Consider the following 18262-nt stretch of genomic DNA (forward strand, 5'->3'; position numbering starts at 1 on the left):
CTCAAGCGGTGGCAAGAGCGACGGTAGGAGATTCTCTGCTCGCCTTGCGGGCCGGATAAAGTCCGGCGACGGTGCCGACCAGAGCGGTGAGACCGATTGCTGCCGCGGCCACCCATAGAGGCAAGCTGAAACCCCAGTGCTGAGTGCTCGCATAGATGCCGGTGACCAGGTATCCGACCAGGCAGCCGACCGCTCCGCCCGTGGCGGACATGAGCATGGATTCCGAGAGGAACTGCGCAGCGATGTTGCCGCGGGTCGCCCCCAGGGCGCGGCGCAGTCCGATCTCGGCGCGCCGTTCGATGACGGCGATGATCATCGTGTTGCTCACTCCGATGCCGCCGACCACCAACCCGAGGGTGGCCAGACCGATGAGTAGCCGGTTCAAGGTTCGGTCCGCGGTGAGCTGTGCGCTCAGGGCATCCGACGGCCGGTCCACCCCGACCTGCTCGGGATGCTGGGGGGAGGCGGTGGCGGCGGCCACCTGGGCCACGTTGACGACCTGGTGCTCGTCGGCACGCAAGTAGACACCGGTGTGGCTGCCGTCGAAACCGAAGAAGGCACGCGCAGCTGGGTCCGGCAGCATCGCTGCCCCGTCAAGCTCGCCGGCGAGCAGAAGCGGGTCGAGGATCCCGACCACGACACACCACTGGTCCTCGATCCACACCCTCGTACCGGGCGTGTCGATTGCGAGCCGATCGGCGGCTGCGCTGCCGAGGACGACGGTGGGGAAGGCGGTATTGGCCTGGGTGAACCAGTGTCCGCGAGCAACGGTGCCGTGAAGGGTGCCGATCAGGGTCGGGTCGACCGCGGTGACGACGATGCTGTTGGTGTTGCCGGCGGGCACGAACGGCGATCGGTAGACACCGACGTCGGTGAGTTCGCCGACGCCGCTGGCATGGGTGATCGGGCCGACGTTGCCCAGCATCACCCTCGCCGTCTCGGGGAGCCTGGTGGGTGTTCCCTGGAGATCGGGGGTGGGGTACACGCGCAGCAGATTGGTACCGAGCCGGGACAGGAGGTCGTCGAGCTCGACGCGGCTGGACTGAGTGATGCCGGCGACGGCAACCATCGAGGCGACCCCGATGGCGATCCCGAGTGCCGAGAGCGCGAAGCGCAGGGGGTGCCCGCGCAGTCCCCTGGATGCGAGACGGGCATGGTCGGCAAGAGTCAGCGTGGTCATCGCCGGCCGCCGTCGACATCGGTAGCGTGGTGGGCGCCCCGGGTGGAGTCGGCCTGATCGAGGAGCCCGTCACGTAGGGAGATGCGCCGGTCCATGGCCGCCGCGACCTCGTGATCGTGGGTGATCACCACGACGGCCGTGCCTTCAGCCGCGAGGTCGCGCAGGATCTCGATGACAATCCGACCGTTGTCGGTATCGAGGTTCCCGGTGGGCTCGTCCGCCAGCACCAAGGAGGGATTGCCGACGATGGCACGGGCGATCGCGACACGTTGGCGCTCCCCTCCCGAGAGCATGTGAGGACGATGGGTGAGACGGTGACCCAAACCGAGGCGGTCGAGGGCCTCGACGGCGCGCCGCTGGCGCTCTCGGTGACGCACACCCGCATACAGGAGGCCCTCGGCCACGTTGTCGCGCACGCTCATCATCGCTGACAGGTGAAACTGCTGGAAGACGAATCCGATGGTGTGGGCACGCATCCGGGACAGTGCTCGGTCGCGCAGGGTGGCCACGTCGGTACCGGCGATCCTGACCGTCCCGGCGGTCGGGCGGTCCAGGGTGCCCATCAACTGCAGCAGCGTCGTCTTGCCCGAGCCGGACGGGCCGACGATGGCGGTGAAGTCGCCGGCGCCGACGGTGAGGGTGATACCCCTCAACGCCTGGACGTCGCCCGGATAGTGCCGGCTGACGTCGAGGCACTCCACCACCGGACCTGAGCGTGAGGACGGCGGCCACGGGTCTCCTCGGTGCGCCGACGCGGCCCTCGGTCCGACAGCGGGCTCGTGGCCCGTCTCCGTACCGGGGGCAGGTGTCGAGGCCCGCGCCGGATGACCTCCCCCGGTCATCTGGGAACTCGGATCTTGGCACCGGGCTCGATGTCGCCCGAGATCTCGACCGTGCCGTCGGCGTAGAGACCTGGAACGACCGGCACGAAGGTGCCCGAGGAGTCGGCGAGCTGAATGCCGTAGCCGCCCTCGGCCAGCGCGACCAGCGCCGTGACCGGAACAGTCAGCACGTGACGGGCTCGCTGGGCGATGTAGGAGACGGTCACCGTCCCGGACGTGGGAGCGCGTTCGGGATGGGCGAACCGCAACCGGACGGACGACTCTGCCTCGTCGCCGGTCACCACCGAATCGACGGATGCGACCACCGTGCGCTGACTGGGAAGCGTGACCCTCACCTTGGCACCCGGCTCGGCCCATCCCAGCGACTCGGACGATGCGGTGGCGGTGATGACCTTCTCGGTCGAGGTCTGCTGCACCGCGGTGCTCGGAGACTCTCCGCCGAGGGCGGCCGGGTCGGTGACGAGCCGAATGGGGCCGGGCACGACCAGGACGTCGCCCAGCTCGACCCGTCCTGTGGGGGGCACGCCCAGATCTCGCTGCCAGGCCCTGATCGCCTCGGTGGTGTTGGACGTGAACTCCTCGTCGACGTCGAATCCGCGATAGCCCAGTGCGGAGAGATTCTCCTCCAGTTCCTCGACATCGGACCCGACGAGGGGTGCTGGGGGCGGGGCTACCGGTGGAGCCTGTTGGTCGGCCGCTTCGGAGCTCCCGTGGTCACCACCGAAGGCGCCTGTGGGCTCCCTGGCGTCATCGATGATCTCCGTCGCGGTGTCGTGGAGAGCACGATACGAAGGCGTGGACCCGTACATCAGGACCACGGGCTTCTCGTCGACGCGCATCAGCACTCCACCGCGCGCGATGTTGACACCGCTGCGTGGGAGCCATGTGACGGTTCCGCTCGCCCTGATGGGGAGGTCCGTGGGTGTGCCGTAGCCGATCTTCCCGTTCACGCTCGCGCCCACGGTCAGCGTCTGGCGCTTGACCTCGACCACCTGGTGGCCGATCTGAGGAGGGGCACTGCTCCCGTCTGCTCCGCCGCCCCTGAAAACGAACCAACTCCCGAGGAGGCCTCCCAACACCAACAGCGCGAGGCCACCGTAGAGCGCCTTCCGGGCTGCCGGCCCACGGTCATCCAAGGCCGAAACCCACGAGTCCGACCCTCGAACCCGGCGTGATGGGCTGGGACTGCCGACCGTCGGTCACGGCAACCACGCTTCATTCAGTGCGAGGAGGGCAAGCACATCCACCGACACGCTGCTGGGGTTGCGACTCATGGCCCGAACGATCCAGCCACTGTCGGCAATCAGCGTGGCCGCGGCCGAGCTGCCGGGTCCCGCGCTGTCATCCTTGCCCTGGAGGTAGAGCAGACCCGAGGCGGTCTTGGAGAACGCCCCGCTGAAGTCGGAAGTGGCGACGGCCTGCTGAACCGCAGACGGGTCGGCCTTCGGGTTGCGCAATCGCTGCACGATCACGGCGACGTCGACGCGCTCGCCGCCCTTCCAGTAGCTGACGGCGCCAGCACGCGTGTCCGAGACGTGCGGTGCGATCTCCTTCGTCGGATAGCGGAGCTCAGCGGCGCTGCGGGCAACCCACCGGGGCGAGGCGCCACTGTCGATCCGGACGCCATCCGGGTGCGCCGGGAGAACGGACTGGGCGAGAAGGTCGACGAGTTTCTCCCCCATCCCGGCCGGTTCCACCCCGAACTCGTCCGCGACGTCTTCAGCAGTCGGCGTCCCTCCATCATGCGCGTCACCCATGTTCGTGGTCGCGAGCGTCGCCGCGCTCCCGATGACCGCGGCCGTGGCAGCCGCTGCGACCAGATGACGAAGGCGCTGACGCCGGGTACGACGGATGCCGTCCTCGATGCTGACGTCGATCACCGATCGTGGACTCGGTGGCATGGTCGAGCTCGCGCGGTGGAGCAGGTCGATCAGCCTCACTTCCTCGGCTGACGGGTGACCCTGGTCCCGCTCGGCCCGGCGGTCAGTCATGACCCCGCCCCGCTTGCTCGTCTGACTGTCGATGCCCGTTGACGGGGGTTGGGATCGCTGAGATGCCGCCGTGCCTGGTGGTCACTCCACGGAGCTTCGTCAGCGCCCGACTCGCACGAACCCGGACATTGCCCGGCGTGCAGCCGACGGCGGCTGCGACGTCCTCGGCACTGCGGTCCTCGAGGTAGCGCATGACGACGATGGCACGGTCGAGGTCGTTGAGACCTGCGAGGGCCCGCTGGAGATCGAGCCGTGCGGCGATATCGCTGTCGTCGTACGCGACTTCGGGGACCGTGTCGACCGGATACTCGGTCGAACTGCGCCGGCGTCGAGAGGAGAGAAAGACACGGGTGAGGGTGGTGTGCGTGTAAGCGACCGGATCATGGATCGGGCGACGTCCCCAGGCCAGGTACACGCGAGTGAGCGCTTCTTGGACCAGATCCTCCGCGAGAAATGGGTCTCCAACGAGAAAGACCGCGGACCGGTGAAGAGCAGGCAATCGGGCGGCGGCGAACGCCCGGAAACTCTCGTGGTCCTGCACCACCTGCTCGCTCCTCTTTGTCTCTCGGCCGTTCCCACTGCGCGGGTCCTTCATTAGGAAAGACGCGGTGGCCCCGCCCTGTCGTTACGTTAGGCCTCAAAAGCGCGGAACGGAGTGACGCTGACGCCATGGTGCTAGCCGACACCGGGCCCTTCCACGACCGGGTCCCCGATGATCGATGCGCACGAACTCGAAGCGCGCTGGGCGCCCGCCGACGTCTGGTCCCAGGGGGCCTCACCGGGCAGTCCATTGGGCAACGGGTCCGGGAAGTCTGCGGCGCCGTTGTCCTGCATGCAGGTCGCGTACTGGGCGTAGACATGCTTCTGGGCATCGGTCAACGCCGACGCGTCGGCATTGTCGATCAGAGCCTTGACTTCGGAGGGCATCGGTATGGCGAGCTTCTCGCACGCCAGTTGCGCCTGGTGGGCGACTGCTGGGTCCGGGGCGGTCTCCTGGGTGACCAGGATCTGACCGAACTGGTTCGGATCGGCCAGATCCGGCAAGCCGTTGCTCCGCAGACAGTCCGCGTACTTCTGCATGTCGTCGATGTAGGTCTCGAGAACCGATCGCGAAGGCGCAACCGTCTGTTCCGAGGCCGAGGCATCGCCTCCCGGCGAGGCCGACTGCGCGGTCGCCACCTGCGACCGAGCGGTGTCGTCCGACCCTCCGCAGCCGCTCAGGAACCCCATTGACAGCACACAGGCAGCGAACAGCACCCCGCCCCGGCGAAGGTCGATGGTGGGTGGTGTCGTCGTCATGGTGCTCGTCCTCCGTGAGTTCCGGTCTCCAGCAGGTACTGGTAATGACGCTCAGCGCTCTGCGCGGCGTTACGCGGACGCCCGAAGAAGGGTCAGGCGCAGTCGCGCGGCCCACCGCTGGGCACAGCGACAAGGCGCGCGAGGCGGGGGTGGACAGCGCTGGGCCGGCCACCCCCGCGGTCGAGTCAGCAGGGGTTGATCGTCCAGATGTCCAGGTTGTCGACCCGGACCCAGCCGACCTTGCCGTTGGTGATGTCGCGCAGGTGGTTCCAGTTCCACGAACCGTTGTAGTTGTTGCAGTGCAGCAGGGTGTCGTGCCCCGGCTGGCCCTGGCCGATCGGGGTGCAGTTGACGCTGTCACCGGTCCGAATGTTCACCCCACCCGTCGAGAAGTTGTTGTTGACCCGGGTGTTGACGACATTGGACCAATTGTTGTTCGGGCAGGTGCCCGCCGCGGATGCCGGCTCGAGCACAGCGCCCGCGACGATGAGCGAGCTGCCCGCCATACCGACGGCGGAGAGGCCGACGGCGATCTTCTTCACAATCCTCTTCATCTGAGTCGCTGCTTTCCGTGAGAGTGACGGCGGACCTCGTGCCCGCCTCCGACTCTCTAATGTCAGGTGGCGGGCGAATTCCACGCGGTGCAGCGAATCTCGCTATTCAGGTCGGGGAAAGTGTGCCGGCGACGACATCCCACCTTCATCCGCGCGTCCGGATGTGGTCCAGGGAATCCGACTGCGCCGGTGATCCCCTGCCGCTTCGGAGCACTCGCGATCCGATCAGCCGTCGCCGGGTCTCGCCGGACCACTGACCCCGGTGGCGTGGGGCCCTAGGGTGCGCAGATGGAGACCAGCGAGACCGGAGGTCGCCGCAGCCCCGCGGCCGAGGACCGGGAGAAGTACGACGGCCGCAGCGGCTTCGACCGGTTCGTCGAGGCGACGTACCTCCAGGTGAGCCGGGCCCCGTTCTTCGGGATCTGCGTGCTGATCGTGGTGGCCTGGCTCGCGAGCTTCCCACTCTTCCCGGATGCGAAGTCCTGGCAGGTGGCCATCCACACCGTCGCCAGCGTGTTGTCCCTGCTGTTGCTGGTGCTGCTGGAGAACGCCGGCCGGCGCAGCGAGGAGGCGGCCCAGGAGAAGCTGAACGTGATCGCGGAGGCGCTCTCGGACCTGATGGAGTCCCGGGCGCGGCAGGACCCCGAGCTCACGGAGTCGGTACGTCGCCTCCGCGACGCCGTCGGTCTCGAGGAGCGGCACTGAGAGACCGGTCGCAGGATGTCGAGAACCCGGGACCGGCTCCGTCCCAGGGGTGAGCGACGCCGAGGGCGGCGTCCGGACGAAGGAGACAGAGATGGCCAAGTACCTGCTGCTCAAGCACTACCGCGGCGGACCCGAGCGGATGCCCGACGGCGACGTCCCGATGGACCGGTGGACGCCGCAGGAGGTCTCCGACCACATCGCGTTCATGAACCACGTGGCCGACACCCTCGCCGAGCGGGGTGAGTTCGTCGACGCCCAGGCGCTCTCGCCCGAGGGCACCTTCGTGCGCTTCGACGGCGAGGGGAGGCCGCCGGTGACCGACGGGCCGTTCGCCGAGACCAAGGACCTGATCGCGGGCTGGATGCTGATCGACGTCGACAGCGTGGAGCGGGCGCACGAGGCGGCGGCGTACCTCTCCTCCGCGCCGGGGCCGGGCGGCCGCCCGATCAAGGAGTGGATCGAAGTGCGGCCGTTCCTCGAGCACCCCGAGACCGTCACCGAATAGCCCGATGACCGAGCTGCTGCGGGACCTGGCGCCCCAGGTCCTGGGCGTCCTCGTCCGCCGCGGGGGTGACTTCGCGGTGGCCGAGGACGCCGTGCAGGAGGCGCTCATCGAGGCGGTACGACGCTGGCCCGACCACCCGCCCGCGGACCCGAAGGCCTGGCTGGTGACCGTTGCATGGCGCAAGCTCGTCGACGCGCAGCGCTCGGAGGCGGCCCGCCGTACCCGCGAGGAGCGGGTGGCCGAGGAGCCGGCGGCGGGGCCGGCGGAGCAGCACGACGACACCCTGCTGCTGCTCTTCTGGTGCTGCCACCCGGCGCTGACGCCCGCCTCGGCCGTGGCCCTCACGCTACGCGCGGTCGGCGGGCTGACGACCCGGCAGATCGGGGCGGCCTACCTCGTTCCCGAGGCGACGATGGCCCAGCGGATCAGCCGGGCGAAGCGGACCGTGGCCCGCCAGGGGGTCGGCGCGACCGGCGACCTCCGCGACGTGCTGAAGGTGCTCTACCTGATGTTCAACGAGGGCTACTCCGGCGACGTCGACCTCGCGGCCGAGGCGATCCGGCTGACCCGGACCCTGGCGCGGGCCAGCGCCGAGCCGGAGGTGGCTGGGCTGCTCGCGCTGATGCTGCTGCACCACGCCCGGCGGGCGGCCCGGTTCGCGGCCGACGGATCGCTGGTGCCCCTGGCCGATCAGGACCGTTCCCGGTGGGACACGACCCTGATCACGGAGGGCGTCGACGTGCTCCAGGCGGCACTCGCCGTCGACCGGCTGGGCGAGTACCAGGCCCAGGCCGCCATCGCCGCCCTGCACTGCGACGTACCGACGGCCGCCGACACCGACTGGACCCAGGTCCTGGAGTGGTACGACGAGCTGCTGCGGCTCACCGACTCCCCGGTGGTCGCGCTGAACCGCGCGGTCGCCGTCGGGGAGGTGGACGGCCCGCTGGCCGGGCTGCGCGCGCTCGAGGCGGTGCCGGTCGACGTACCCCGTCGGACGGCGGTGGAGGCGTGGCTGCGCGAGCGGGCGGGGGAGACCGCGACGGCGCGGGCGCTGTACGCCCGCGCCGCCGAGCTGGCCACCAGCGTGGCCGAGCGGACCCACCTGACGCGGCAGGCCGCCCGGCTCGGCTGAGGCCGGAGCCGGATCGGCTCAGCGGATCGGGGCCGCCAGCGGCAGGCTCCGGTCGACCAGGTCCTTGACCTTCGAGCCGCAGGTGGAGACGACCGCCGCGTCGGTGCAGTAGTACGCCGACGTCTTCGTGCCGGTGGCCAGGTCCTTGGCCCAGGTCGAGCCGAAGTCCCGCAGCCGGGCGGTCTGGGTGGTGTTGGCGCTGCACAGCGCGCCGGCGACGCCGATGATGTCGGTGTTCTCGCCCTCGACGTCGATGTGGCAGCTGCCGCCGACCGGCATGCCGAGGACGTACTTCTCCCACACCAGCTGGATGCCGACGTAGGGGTTGGTCAGCCCGATCAGGGCGCCGTGCGAGTTGTTGAACAGGTTCGTCACGCTCGGTCGCGCGGTCACGGCCAGCACCGGACGGGTGCCGCCCGCGGAGATCGTCTCGAGGTTGGCGGTGAAGTCGCCGGAGGCGACGGGGTCGAAGAGGACGGCGCCGGCGAGGTCGCCGTACCCGTTCGCGACCAGGCGCGCGCCGAGCTCGCTGGCGAAGTGGCCGCCGGCGGAGTGGCCGCCGACGATGTAGCGCTGCGGCAGCGGCTTGCCGGCCGGCGGCGTGATCGTCCGGGCGCTGAGCAGGTCACCGAGCGCGTCGGCGAGCTCGGGGTTGCCGGCGGTCAGGTCGCCGTTGACGCACAGCACCATCACGCCCTTCTGGGCGATCGCCTTGCTGGTGCCGCGCAGGTTGCCGCAGCCGCGGCTGAAGCCGTGCTCGAGGACCATCAGCGCGGACGCGGTGCCGTTCGGCAGGTACCAGTCGACGCTGTGGCTCTCCCCGTCGACGACGAGCTGGCTGTTCACGCAGGTGCTGGTCGTGGAGCTGTAGGTGTTGCACGCGACGTCCGCTGCCTGGGCGGCGGGTGAGATCCCCACCAGCCCGGCGAGAAGCGTGGCTCCCGCGACTGCGGCGGCACCGATCGTGGCTCGTACGTTCTTCACAGACTGCTCCCTTGGTCGATGTGGACCCCCGGCCCACCCGGCCCCCCGCAGCGGAACGTAGCGGCGCGGGTACGTCCTCCGGCAAGGGTCGATCGCGGGCCTGGACCGGTCTGGACCAGACCAGTCGACGGACCGCCGCAACCCGGTGCCCGCCTTGCGCGAACTGTCATCGGGACGAAACAGAGCGGTCTTAGAGTGGCCGTCGAGGTGACCGTGGGCCGCATCGCCAACGGGGGGCGAGGCCAGGGGAGACGGTCGCCTCGACCAGTTGTGCACACCCTCGACCCGGAGCCGATGCCCGATGCCCGACACCCGCTCCTCCGGCGGCCTGACCGGTCACGACGCCGGAGTCGACAGTCTCTTCGAGTTCCTGCACGCGCGGATCTGCGAGTCCGTGGGCATCGCCGCGGCTCGCGGCGACGAGCCCGTCGAGCGGTTCTCGCGGCAGACCCTCTCGATCCTCGACGACATGCGCCGCGACCTCGACGAGGATCCGCGGCGCGCCGACGAGGTGGCGCGCTTCCTCTACCGGATGGCCGCGGCGTACGTCGACCACCCGGACTACCGGAGCTACTGGACGCTCTTCAGCGGTCCCTGACCGAGGCCAGCACCCGGTCGTCCGCGCAGGCCCGGGCGAAGGCGGCGATCCGGGCGCGGATCTCGCGGCCCAGCAGCCAGCGGCCGACCCGGTCCGCGACCGGGGCGAGCCAGGCGGGCCGTCCCGACCATGTGTACTTCCAGACCGTGCGGGTGCCGGCGACGCCGTCGCGCTCCTCGGGGGTGAACCGCCAGCCGCCGCCGAAGGAGGCGAAGAACCACGGGCCCTTCTCCATCGTCATGCCGACCGAGGTGGGCGGACGGTAGGAGACGTACCTGCTGACCATCGACGGGCCGACCCGTGCTCGGGTGAAGGTGTGCACGCCCGTGTCGGGGCGCTCGGCGTCCAGGAGGTGCTGGTGGCGGATGAACGGGTCCCACGAGAGCCGGACCGCGCCGGTGGTCTGGGACACCGCGAACGCCGTCTCGGGCGGGACCGGCACCCACGTCTCGGCAGTCACCTGTGGCATGGACCGAGCCTGCCCGGTCGCGGACCGGGCGAACCCTGTGCACGGCCGCCGCCACCCGCCCATCCTCCTGGCAACCTGGGGCCATGGCGATCTCCCACCTCCTCGACACGGCGCTGGACCGCTCCGTCGTGCTCGGCTACACGCGACTCGGCTCACGGCTGCGCCGGCGGTGGTGGCCGGCCGACCCCGCGCCCGGCTCGATGGTCGGCAGGCGGGTCCTGGTCACCGGCGCGACCTCCGGGATCGGGGAGGCGATGGCGGGCTCGTTCGCCGCTCTGGGGGCCACGGTGCACGTGCTGGGCCGCAACGCCGAGAAGCTCGCGGGGGTCGCGCGCGAGCTCCGGGTCGCCCATCCCACCACCGAGATCGTCGAGGAGATCTGCGACGTCGGCGACCTGGAGGCGGTCCGGGCCTGGGGCGAGGCCTTCGCCGACCGGGTGCCGGGGCTCGACGGGCTCGTCCACAACGCCGGCACGGTGACCGAGACGCGCACCGAGAGTCCGCAGGGTCACGAGCTCCAGCTCGCCGTCCACGTCCTCGGCCCGCACCTGATGACCGAGCTGCTGCTGGACGCGCTCACCGCCAGCCGCGGGATGGTCGTGTGGATGTCGACGGGCGGGATGTACGGCGCCGGCCTGGAGTCCACACCGGACGGGATCGAGTACCGCGACGGCGACTACCGCGGCCTGCAGGCGTACGCCCGGACCAAGCGGATGCAGGTCGTGCTGGCCGACGCGTGGGCCCGGCGGTACGACGGCACCGACGTCCGCGTCGAGAGCATGCACCCGGGCTGGGTCGAGACGCCCGGGGTCGCCACCCACCTGCCCACCTTCCGCAAGCTCACCCGACCGGTGCTGCGCACCGCCGAGGACGGCGCCGACACCGCCGTCTGGCTGATCGCCACCCGCCCGGAGTCGGGGCCCGGGCACTTCTGGCACGACCGGGTCCAGCGGCCCACCACCTTCGGCTGGCAGCGCGAGGAGGACCCCGCCGCGGTGGCGGCGTTCCTCGAGTACGTCGCGGTCAGCACCGAGACGCCCCCCGACTGGGACTGACAGGAGGGCCGAGTCAGCACCAGTAGTGCTGACTCGGCCCCCTACTTCTGCTGACTCGGCGTTGCCAAGCAGACAGGGCCGGCCCCGGAGGGCCGGCCCTGTCTGGCGGTGGTGCGGTGGGTGGTGCGTCAGCCGATCCGGAACCGGCGGGCCCGGTCGTGGCGGACGTCCTGGCGGAACCGCTTCTTGATGGTGACCCGGACCCGGTCGGTGCCGCCAGCGAGGACACGGTAGCGGGCGGTGCCGATGACGATGCGCTTCGCCCGGCCGTGCCGCTTGGCGATCACCGCGGTCAGGGTGACCGTGCCGGTGCAGACTCCGCTGCCCGCGCAGGCGACCCGGACCGTAGCGCCCCTGCTCGCCGAGACGACCCGGAACGCGCCGACGGCCGAGACCGGGGCCGCGGGTGCCGGGGCCGGCCCGGGCGCGGGCGCCGGGGTGACGCTGCCGGCGGCGCGGGCCAGGGTGACCGTGGCCGAGCCGGTGTCGTTCGCCGCGTCCGCGTCGTACGTCGTGGTCGCGACCTCGGCGATGTTGACCACGGTCAGCACCTCGGCCAGCTCCGGACCGGTGCGGATCCCGATGCACTCCAGGTCGAGCAGCACGTCGAGCGGCCCGTCCGTGGTGTTGAGCAGACGGAAGTCCCGGTTGACCGGCTGCGGCTCGTGGCCGAGGGGCAGTACGCCGGCGGGCAGGTCATACGTCGCCGTGATGCCCTTGAAGCCGACCGGGCAGCCGACCCGCTCGACGCTCTCCCCGGGGGCCAGCGTCACGGTCCGGGTCACGTGCTCCAGGTCGAGCCCGTGCAGGTGCGACGGCGTGCCGCCCATCGCGGTCCGGGTCTGGAGCGCCCGGATGCTGAGCGTGGCCTGGGCCGGGGTGATCACGTCGACCGTGAATCGCCAGCCGCCGGCGACCGGCTCCGCCGCGACCAGGCGGGCCTGGCCGCTGAGCACCTCGATGCCCGGCGCGACCGCACGGGTGCCGGCGGCGACCGGCAGCGTCACGTCGTGCCGGCCGACGGCGAGCGCGCCGGTGCCGAGGGTCTGCAGCGAGCCGACCGCGATGTCGTGGGCGTGGCCCGCGACGGTGGTCGTGCTGCCCGCGAGGCAGGTGCCGAAGAGCTTCACCTGGGCCTGGCCGGTGGCGTGGTTGGTGACCACGAACCGGTAGGTGCCGAGGCTGGTCGAGCGGGCCTCGCGGACCACGACGTCGGCCTTGGTGCCGGTGCCCTGGTCGACGCTCATCACCCCGACGGAGCCGTCGGTCATGGTGGCGCCGCCGGTGCAGCTCAGGTCCTGGGTCCGGGTCTCGCCGGCCTGCAGCGAGACGTACTGCTCGGACTTGGACACGTCGAGCTGGTGGTCGTGGCTGTCGACGGCCGGCACCGGCGGGGTGCCCTTGGCCTTCGCGGCGATCGTGACGGTCCGCTCGGCGCCCGGTGCGAGCGCGCCGAACGCGCAGCTCACCGTGCCGGCGGCCTGCGTGCAGGTCGGCGCGCCCGGAGTCACCGACACGAAGGTCAGGTCGGCCGGGAGCGGGTCGGTGAGCGTGACGTTCTGAGCCGTCGACGGGCCGTCGTTGCGGGCCACGAGGGTGTAGGTGACGGTGTCGCCGCCCTCGTAGTCCACGCCGTCGGCCGTCTTGGTGACCGACACGTCGGCCACCGGGGTGACCGGCGTCGTGACCTGGCTGTGGTTGTTGCCCGGCGCCGTGTCCGGCGTCGTCGTCGTCACGTCGACCGCGTTGGTGACCGGGGTCGTCCGGGCCGGGTCGACCTGGACGGTGACGTGCACCGTGCGGGTCGCGCCGGGCGCCAGCGTGCCGTAGTCGCAGCTGACGACCTGACCGGTCACCGAGCACCGCTCCTCGTCGTCGAGCGAGACGAAGGTGAGGTACGCCGGCAGCGTGTCGGTCAGCGTCGACGCCAGCGCGTCCGACGGACCGACGTTGGTGGTGGTGAGCGTGTAGCCGAGCTGCTCACCGGCCAGCACCGAGGTCTTCGACGCCGTCTTGATGACCTTCAGGTCGGTCTTGGTGCCGACGACCAGCGAGCCGGTGTCGGTCTTGTCGGTCGGCACCTCGTCGGCGTGCGTCGACGCCGTGTTGGTCAGCGTGGTGCCGGTGGCGACGTCGGAGCCGACCCGGGCGACGACCGTGATGGTCTTCGACGCGCCAGGGGCCAGGGTGCCGATCGTCCAGTCGACGGTCGAGCCCGAGGCCGTGCCGGAGGGGGTGCTGCTGACGTAGGTCAGCCCCGCCGGGAGCACGTCGTGGACCACGACGCCGTGGGCGGTGGCGTGGGCGTCGGTGTTCTTCACCGTGATCGTGAAAGTCGCGTCCTCGCCGGCCGTCGCGGCGCCGTTGTCAGGCGTCTTGGCGATCGTGAGGTTCGGCTTCACGACGGTCAGGGTGACCGTGTCCTGCGGGCCGACGTACTCGCGCCAGGGGTTGTCGCCGTCCCCGGTGCGGGTGGCGGTCGAGGCCCCGAAGTACGACGGGATCGCCGCGGTGTTGGTGACCTGGTCGCCCGCGTTCAGCTGGGCGCCCGGCTTCACCTTCGCCGTGTACGTGAAGGTGACGGTGGCACCCGCGGCGATCGGGCCCGGGACCAGCCAGCGCAGGTCCGGGTCACCGGCGGTCCAGCCGTCGGTGCTCAGGGCCGCACCGCCGACCAGGGTGACGTCGACGAGCTCGGTGTCGGGCTGGTCGGTGACGACGACGTCGTACGCCGGCCAGGAGCCGGTGTTCTTGACCTTCACCGTGTAGGTGACGGTGTCGTCGCCCTCGACCCGCGGGCCCTTGTCGGCCGCCTTGTCGATCGTGAGCGTCGGCTCCTTGACCGCCGTGGTCGCGGTGGCCGGGGTGACCGTGTCGGAGTACGAGGCCGGCACGCTGGTCGGCGTCGCCGGCATCGTGTCGGTCCGGTTGGTCCGCACGGTCGCCTGGTTGGTGAACGACACCGGCGCAGTGACGCTGCCGCCGCCGCGCTTGGTGGACAGCACGTGCCCGGTCAGGACCAGCTCGTAGGTGCGCTGCTGCGCGGCCGGGGCGAGGTCGCCGAGGAACCAGGCGGCCTGCTGAGTCGCGCCGCTGGTGGTCACCGGGAAGGTGCTGACGGCCGGGTCGGTGCCGGGGCAGCCGGCGGTGCAGGTGATCGCGCCGTACCCGTCGACGGCGAGGCCGTCCGGCACGGTGTCGACGACCGTGGTGTCGAAGTAGCGGACGTTCGCGGGCACGGTGACCCGGACCGTCCAGGTGAGGTTGTCGCCGATCGTGGCGGTCGTCGGGCTGACGTCCTTGGTGATCCCGGGCAGCACCACCGAGATCGTCTTCTCGGCGGTGGCGTCGTAGTCGCCGGCCGTGGTCGCCGTCGAGGCGGGCGTGCGGACGCCGCCCGTGGCGTTCGGCTGGCTGGTCGACGTCGCGAGCACCGTGTTCTTGTACGTCGTGCCGCCGACCGCCGGGTCCTCGACCTGCACGGTGTAGGTGAACGCCGTCGAGGCGCCCGGCGCGAGCGAGGCGTGCGTCCAGGTGATGGTCCGAGTGGCGGAGTTCCAGACGCCCCCGTTGTGGATCGTCACCGGCTCGGTGCCGGCCGGCAGGGTGTCGACGACCACCACGTCGTGGGCGGTCGAGACGTTGCTGCCGCTGGTGTTCGACGCGGTGACGGTGAAGGTCTTGACCTCGCCCGAGGTCACGACGGTCGGCCCGGCGACCGTCTTGGCGACGGCGATCTTGGGCTCGACGATCGTGGTGTTGACCGTGCCGGAGCGCGTGTGCGGGGCGCCGTCCTGGTCGGTGTAGGCCAGGGTCGCGGTGTTGCCGAGGTTCGTGCCTCGGGTGTTGGCGGCGACGTCGAGCACCTTCGCCTGGAAGGTCAGGACCAGCACGCCGTCCGTCGCGGTGGGGGCGGCGTACGTCGCCGGCAGCGTGGCGAGCACGGTGTTGGCGGGCGACTCGGTAACGCCGCCGAAGGCGACGCCGTCGAGCGTGCAGCCGTTCACGCAGAGGCTGCCCGGCACCAGGGTCTGGCGTGACCCGAGCGGGTCGGTCACCTTGGCGCCGTACGTCGTCGTGTTCTTCGGGATAGTGGTGACGACCGTGTAGGTCACGACCTCGCCGATCGTCGCCTGGCTGCCGGCGTTGTTGCCCGACTCGTTGACCGAGGTGGTGCGGCCCTTGACGACGTTCGCGTCCCGGGTGCGGATCGTCTCCGTCGCCTCCGCGGCCGGCATGTTCGGCGTCGGCAGGAACGGGTCCTTGACGACCGGGTTGGCCGGGATCAGCTGGTACGTCGTACCGCTGTTGGTCGTGTAGCCGTACTCCACGACGCCGACCCGGTTGGTGTAGGCCACGCCCGGGCTGACGTCGGAGGGGACCGTGACGGTGTACGTCAGGTTCTTCGTGGCGCCCGCGGCGACGTCGACGCCGGTCCAGGTGATCCGGCCGCCGGTGCAGGAGCCGCCGTCCGAGATCGTGGAGATCTCGGCGCAGGTGAAGCCGGAGGGCAGCACGTCCCAGACGCGCGCGTCCTGGGCCGGGGCGGTGCCGGTGTTGCGGACGCCGACGGTGTAGCCGACGGCCTGGCCGGCCTCGACCTCCTCGTCGTCGGCGGTCTTGGTGACGCCGAGCTCTGGGAGCGTGAGCTCGAAGTCGACCAGGTCGCGCAGCGTGAACGCCTTGCCGGCGGTGTTCTGGTACGAGAACTTCTGCAGGTTGCCCTCGACGTCACCGGAGTGGTGGCCGAGCGGGGAGCCCACGGTGGTCTTGAGGGTGACCTCGAAGATCTCACCGCCGGTGTCGACGTCGGTCCCGCCGCCACCGATCTTCCAGCCGAGCCGGCCGGCGGTGTCGTCGGCGGTATCGTCGAACGCGGTGATGTCGACGGTGTTGTTGGTCGTCTCCTGCCAGGTGCCCGGCACGTAGGACAGCGAGGCCGGCAGGATGTCGAAGACGTCCTGGCTGAACGTGTCGAGGTGGGTCGGGAAGGTCAGCCGGAGCTTCCAGCAGACCAGGTCGCCCGGGCCGTACGCCGGCACCGTCTTGCCGTAGTCGGCCGCGACCAGGTCGTCGCAGTCGCCGCTGGCGGGGTACGTCGCCGCGACCTGCTTGAGGATCGCGGGGCCCTCGGCGGCCTTGCCCGACTGCGAGACGTCGAAGTCGAGCTCGCCGTCGGTCTCGTCGTGGTCGAGTTTGGTGCCCGAGCCGGCGCAGGTCGGGTCGGCCGGCGCGCAGCGCACCCAGTCGACGCCCTCGGTGGCGATGTTGTTGGTGACCGCGTCCTTCGACAGCACGGGCGTGGTGTCGAGGAAGCCGCCCTGGTAGTTGGCCCGGGTGCGGGTCCAGAAGGTCAGCTGCCGGGTCGCGCTCGGCGCGAGACGGGCCAGCGCGGGGTACGTCGACTCGTCCCACACGATGGCGAAGGTGCCGTCCGACTGCTCGGCGACCGAGCTGTACGGCTGGCTCGGGAGCTTGCCCGCGGTCGGGGCGCACTCGGCGTCGGTGGCGTTGTTCTGGGTCGTCAGGTTGCCGGTCCCCAGCGGGCACAGGCCGTTCGGCACGGTGTCGCGGACGACGACGTGGTCGACGTAGCGGTACTCCGAGACCTGCAGGTCCACGGTCCACTTGGTCAGGTCGCCCTGCTCGAGCCCGTTGTTGTCGTTGCTCTTCTGGATCGCGATGTCCTCGGCGGTCCGGAGCAGGGTGCCCTCGTCGCTGACGGCCCGCGGACCGTCGATCGGCGACTGGTAGTCGCCGGCCGCGATCGCGCCGTTGAGCAGCGGCTGCTCGTCGTACGTCTCCGGGCCGGAGTTGTTGTCGAGGTTCACGGCCTGGGCGCCGGTGGTGGCGGGGGTGCCGCCGGGCGTGGTCCAGGTCAGGGTGTTCTCGCGGATCGGGATCGCCGCGGCGTAGCGGATCTTCTTCACCTGGTCGGCACCGAAGCCGCCGAGGTGGGTCCAGCGCACGTGGGTGTAGACGCCGGCCGGGAGCGGGCCCGAGCCGTCGGGGTCGGTGTCGACCGTCTCGACCAGGACCGGGTCGACGCAGTCGGTGGTCGGCTGGCTGACGACGATCGGTCCCGAGCCGGCGTACTCCTCGGCGGAGCCGGGGTTGGTCGGGGCGTCGGTGGTGTGGTCGGCGGTGCCGGCACAGCCGAGGAACTCCAGGCCCGCGGGCAGGTAGTCGTCGACGGTGACGCCCGTCGTCGGGTTCACCTTGTTGTTCGTGACGGTCAGCGTGTAGACGGTCTGGTGGTCGTGCACGCCGCGCGGGATCTCCCCCTCGGGGTGCGGCTCGGACTTCTCGATCTCGATCGCCGTGAGCTTGGTGATCGTGCTCTTCGCGGCGTGACCCGAGTAGGAGTCCGGGCCGGGCTGCGGGACGCCGAGGGCGCTGAAGTCGGCCAGGTCCCGCGGGTCGCTCGAGAGGTAGGCGCCCATGTCGATCGCGAGCGGGCTGCCGACGTCGTACCTCGGCGGCGTCGCCGCGGCCGTGGTGTTGTAGCGGACCTCGAAGGCCAGCGTGTGGCTCGCGTTCGCGACCAGGTCGTAGGTGTTCGGCCAGATCAGCGTGGTCTTGCCGCTGGTCGGCGCGTCGGCGAGGACGGTCGGCTCGCCGGCCTCCTCACCCGCGGAGGCTCCGACGTACGACGTGCCGGCGGGCAGCACGAACCGATAGGCCAGGTTGTAGCCCTTCGGCGCGCCCGCGGGCAGCGACGCGGTCAGCGCGACCGGCACGGTCTCGCCGTACAGCACGTCGGCCGCCGGGCCCCCGCTCAGCTGCAGGTCCGGCGAGCCGGCCGCCTGCGCGGGAGCGGCGCCGAGCAGCGCCGTGGTGACGGCGAGCATGCCGCTCACCAGTGCTGCGACCACCAGGTGGGTCAGCAGACGGAAACCGCGCGCGTGCGCGGACATAGAACGACTCATGGTCGAGGCCCCCCAGCCA

15 protein-coding genes are annotated in these 18262 nt (G+C 70.9%); 5 read left to right on the forward strand and 10 right to left on the reverse strand.

Going from position 1 to position 18262, the window contains the following annotated elements; all coding sequences use genetic code 11:
- Nucleotide 1 precedes the first annotated feature (1 nt).
- The 7 genes from MUB56_RS04520 to MUB56_RS04550 form a co-directional block, all read right to left on the reverse strand.
- Complete coding sequence (locus MUB56_RS04520) at nucleotides 2–1180, reverse strand: ABC transporter permease (RefSeq protein WP_244930717.1); 1179 nt, start codon at nucleotides 1178–1180, stop codon at nucleotides 2–4.
- Nucleotides 1177–1884: an ABC transporter ATP-binding protein gene (locus MUB56_RS04525; RefSeq protein ID WP_244930718.1), complete on the reverse strand. Its 708-nt coding sequence runs from the start codon at nucleotides 1882–1884 to the stop codon at nucleotides 1177–1179. The genes MUB56_RS04520 and MUB56_RS04525 overlap by 4 nt, the downstream gene beginning before the upstream one ends.
- 134 nt (nucleotides 1885–2018) lie before the next feature.
- Complete coding sequence (locus MUB56_RS04530) at nucleotides 2019–3158, reverse strand: peptidoglycan-binding domain-containing protein (protein ID WP_244930719.1); 1140 nt, start codon at nucleotides 3156–3158, stop codon at nucleotides 2019–2021.
- A 63-nt stretch (nucleotides 3159–3221) separates the two neighbouring features.
- On the reverse strand, nucleotides 3222–4013 hold the full coding sequence (locus MUB56_RS04535; RefSeq protein WP_244930720.1) for a hypothetical protein: 792 nt from the start codon (nucleotides 4011–4013) through the stop codon (nucleotides 3222–3224).
- A complete protein-coding gene (locus MUB56_RS04540) occupies nucleotides 4006–4557 on the reverse strand; it encodes a SigE family RNA polymerase sigma factor (RefSeq protein ID WP_244930721.1) in 552 nt (183 codons plus the stop codon). The genes MUB56_RS04535 and MUB56_RS04540 overlap by 8 nt, the downstream gene beginning before the upstream one ends.
- A gap of 131 nt (nucleotides 4558–4688) precedes the next feature.
- A complete protein-coding gene (locus MUB56_RS04545; RefSeq protein WP_244930722.1) occupies nucleotides 4689–5312 on the reverse strand; it encodes a hypothetical protein in 624 nt (207 codons plus the stop codon).
- A 185-nt stretch (nucleotides 5313–5497) separates the two neighbouring features.
- Nucleotides 5498–5866: a hypothetical protein gene (locus tag MUB56_RS04550; RefSeq protein WP_244930723.1), complete on the reverse strand. Its 369-nt coding sequence runs from the start codon at nucleotides 5864–5866 to the stop codon at nucleotides 5498–5500.
- Between the two features lie 288 nt (nucleotides 5867–6154).
- Between MUB56_RS04550 and MUB56_RS04555 the strand changes: the two genes are divergently transcribed.
- From MUB56_RS04555 to MUB56_RS04565, 3 genes are all read left to right on the forward strand, one after another.
- Complete coding sequence (locus tag MUB56_RS04555; protein ID WP_244930724.1) at nucleotides 6155–6571, forward strand: low affinity iron permease family protein; 417 nt, start codon at nucleotides 6155–6157, stop codon at nucleotides 6569–6571.
- 91 nt (nucleotides 6572–6662) lie between these two features.
- A complete protein-coding gene (locus MUB56_RS04560) occupies nucleotides 6663–7076 on the forward strand; it encodes a YciI family protein (protein WP_244930725.1) in 414 nt (137 codons plus the stop codon).
- A gap of 4 nt (nucleotides 7077–7080) precedes the next feature.
- On the forward strand, nucleotides 7081–8208 hold the full coding sequence (locus MUB56_RS04565) for a sigma-70 family RNA polymerase sigma factor (protein WP_244930726.1): 1128 nt from the start codon (nucleotides 7081–7083) through the stop codon (nucleotides 8206–8208).
- Nucleotides 8209–8226: 18 nt separating this feature from the next.
- On the opposite strand, the gene MUB56_RS04570 is transcribed toward MUB56_RS04565, so the two are convergent.
- On the reverse strand, nucleotides 8227–9192 hold the full coding sequence (locus tag MUB56_RS04570; RefSeq protein WP_244930727.1) for a hypothetical protein: 966 nt from the start codon (nucleotides 9190–9192) through the stop codon (nucleotides 8227–8229).
- 301 nt (nucleotides 9193–9493) lie between these two features.
- On the opposite strand from MUB56_RS04570, the gene MUB56_RS04575 reads away from it, so the two are divergent.
- Complete coding sequence (locus MUB56_RS04575; RefSeq protein WP_244930728.1) at nucleotides 9494–9790, forward strand: hypothetical protein; 297 nt, start codon at nucleotides 9494–9496, stop codon at nucleotides 9788–9790.
- Here MUB56_RS04575 and MUB56_RS04580 read toward each other — a convergent pair.
- Entirely contained in the window at nucleotides 9777–10259 is a 483-nt protein-coding gene (locus tag MUB56_RS04580; RefSeq protein WP_244930729.1) for an SRPBCC family protein, read from the reverse strand. The genes MUB56_RS04575 and MUB56_RS04580 overlap by 14 nt on opposite strands.
- Nucleotides 10260–10342: 83 nt before the next feature.
- Here MUB56_RS04580 and MUB56_RS04585 point away from each other — a divergent pair, with 83 nt between their 5' ends.
- On the forward strand, nucleotides 10343–11314 hold the full coding sequence (locus MUB56_RS04585) for an SDR family NAD(P)-dependent oxidoreductase (protein ID WP_244930730.1): 972 nt from the start codon (nucleotides 10343–10345) through the stop codon (nucleotides 11312–11314).
- 128 nt (nucleotides 11315–11442) lie between these two features.
- Here the strand turns inward: MUB56_RS04585 and MUB56_RS04590 are convergent, their stop codons facing one another.
- Nucleotides 11443–18231 carry an isopeptide-forming domain-containing fimbrial protein gene (locus tag MUB56_RS04590; RefSeq protein ID WP_244930731.1) on the reverse strand — a complete coding sequence of 2263 codons (6789 nt, stop codon included), beginning with the start codon at nucleotides 18229–18231 and terminating at the stop codon, nucleotides 11443–11445.
- Nucleotides 18232–18262 lie beyond the last annotated feature (31 nt).

Source organism: Nocardioides sp. W7, assembly GCF_022919075.1.
Taxonomy (GTDB): Bacteria; Actinomycetota; Actinomycetes; order Propionibacteriales; family Nocardioidaceae; genus Nocardioides.

Excerpts from the sequence above, each read along its gene's own strand:
- MUB56_RS04535 (WP_244930720.1), bottom strand. The coding sequence starts at position 4,013 with ATGACTGACCGCCGGGCCGAGCGGGACCAGGGTCACCCGTCAGCCGAG.
- MUB56_RS04520 (WP_244930717.1), bottom strand. The coding sequence starts at position 1,180 with ATGACCACGCTGACTCTTGCCGACCATGCCCGTCTCGCATCCAGGGGA.
- MUB56_RS04565 (WP_244930726.1), top strand. The coding sequence starts at position 7,081 with ATGACCGAGCTGCTGCGGGACCTGGCGCCCCAGGTCCTGGGCGTCCTC.
- MUB56_RS04580 (WP_244930729.1), bottom strand. The coding sequence starts at position 10,259 with ATGCCACAGGTGACTGCCGAGACGTGGGTGCCGGTCCCGCCCGAGACG.
- MUB56_RS04555 (WP_244930724.1), top strand. The coding sequence starts at position 6,155 with ATGGAGACCAGCGAGACCGGAGGTCGCCGCAGCCCCGCGGCCGAGGAC.
- MUB56_RS04545 (WP_244930722.1), bottom strand. The coding sequence starts at position 5,312 with ATGACGACGACACCACCCACCATCGACCTTCGCCGGGGCGGGGTGCTG.
- MUB56_RS04585 (WP_244930730.1), top strand. The coding sequence starts at position 10,343 with ATGGCGATCTCCCACCTCCTCGACACGGCGCTGGACCGCTCCGTCGTG.
- MUB56_RS04550 (WP_244930723.1), bottom strand. The coding sequence starts at position 5,866 with ATGAAGAGGATTGTGAAGAAGATCGCCGTCGGCCTCTCCGCCGTCGGT.
- MUB56_RS04560 (WP_244930725.1), top strand. The coding sequence starts at position 6,663 with ATGGCCAAGTACCTGCTGCTCAAGCACTACCGCGGCGGACCCGAGCGG.
- MUB56_RS04590 (WP_244930731.1), bottom strand. The coding sequence starts at position 18,231 with ATGTCCGCGCACGCGCGCGGTTTCCGTCTGCTGACCCACCTGGTGGTC.
- MUB56_RS04575 (WP_244930728.1), top strand. The coding sequence starts at position 9,494 with ATGCCCGACACCCGCTCCTCCGGCGGCCTGACCGGTCACGACGCCGGA.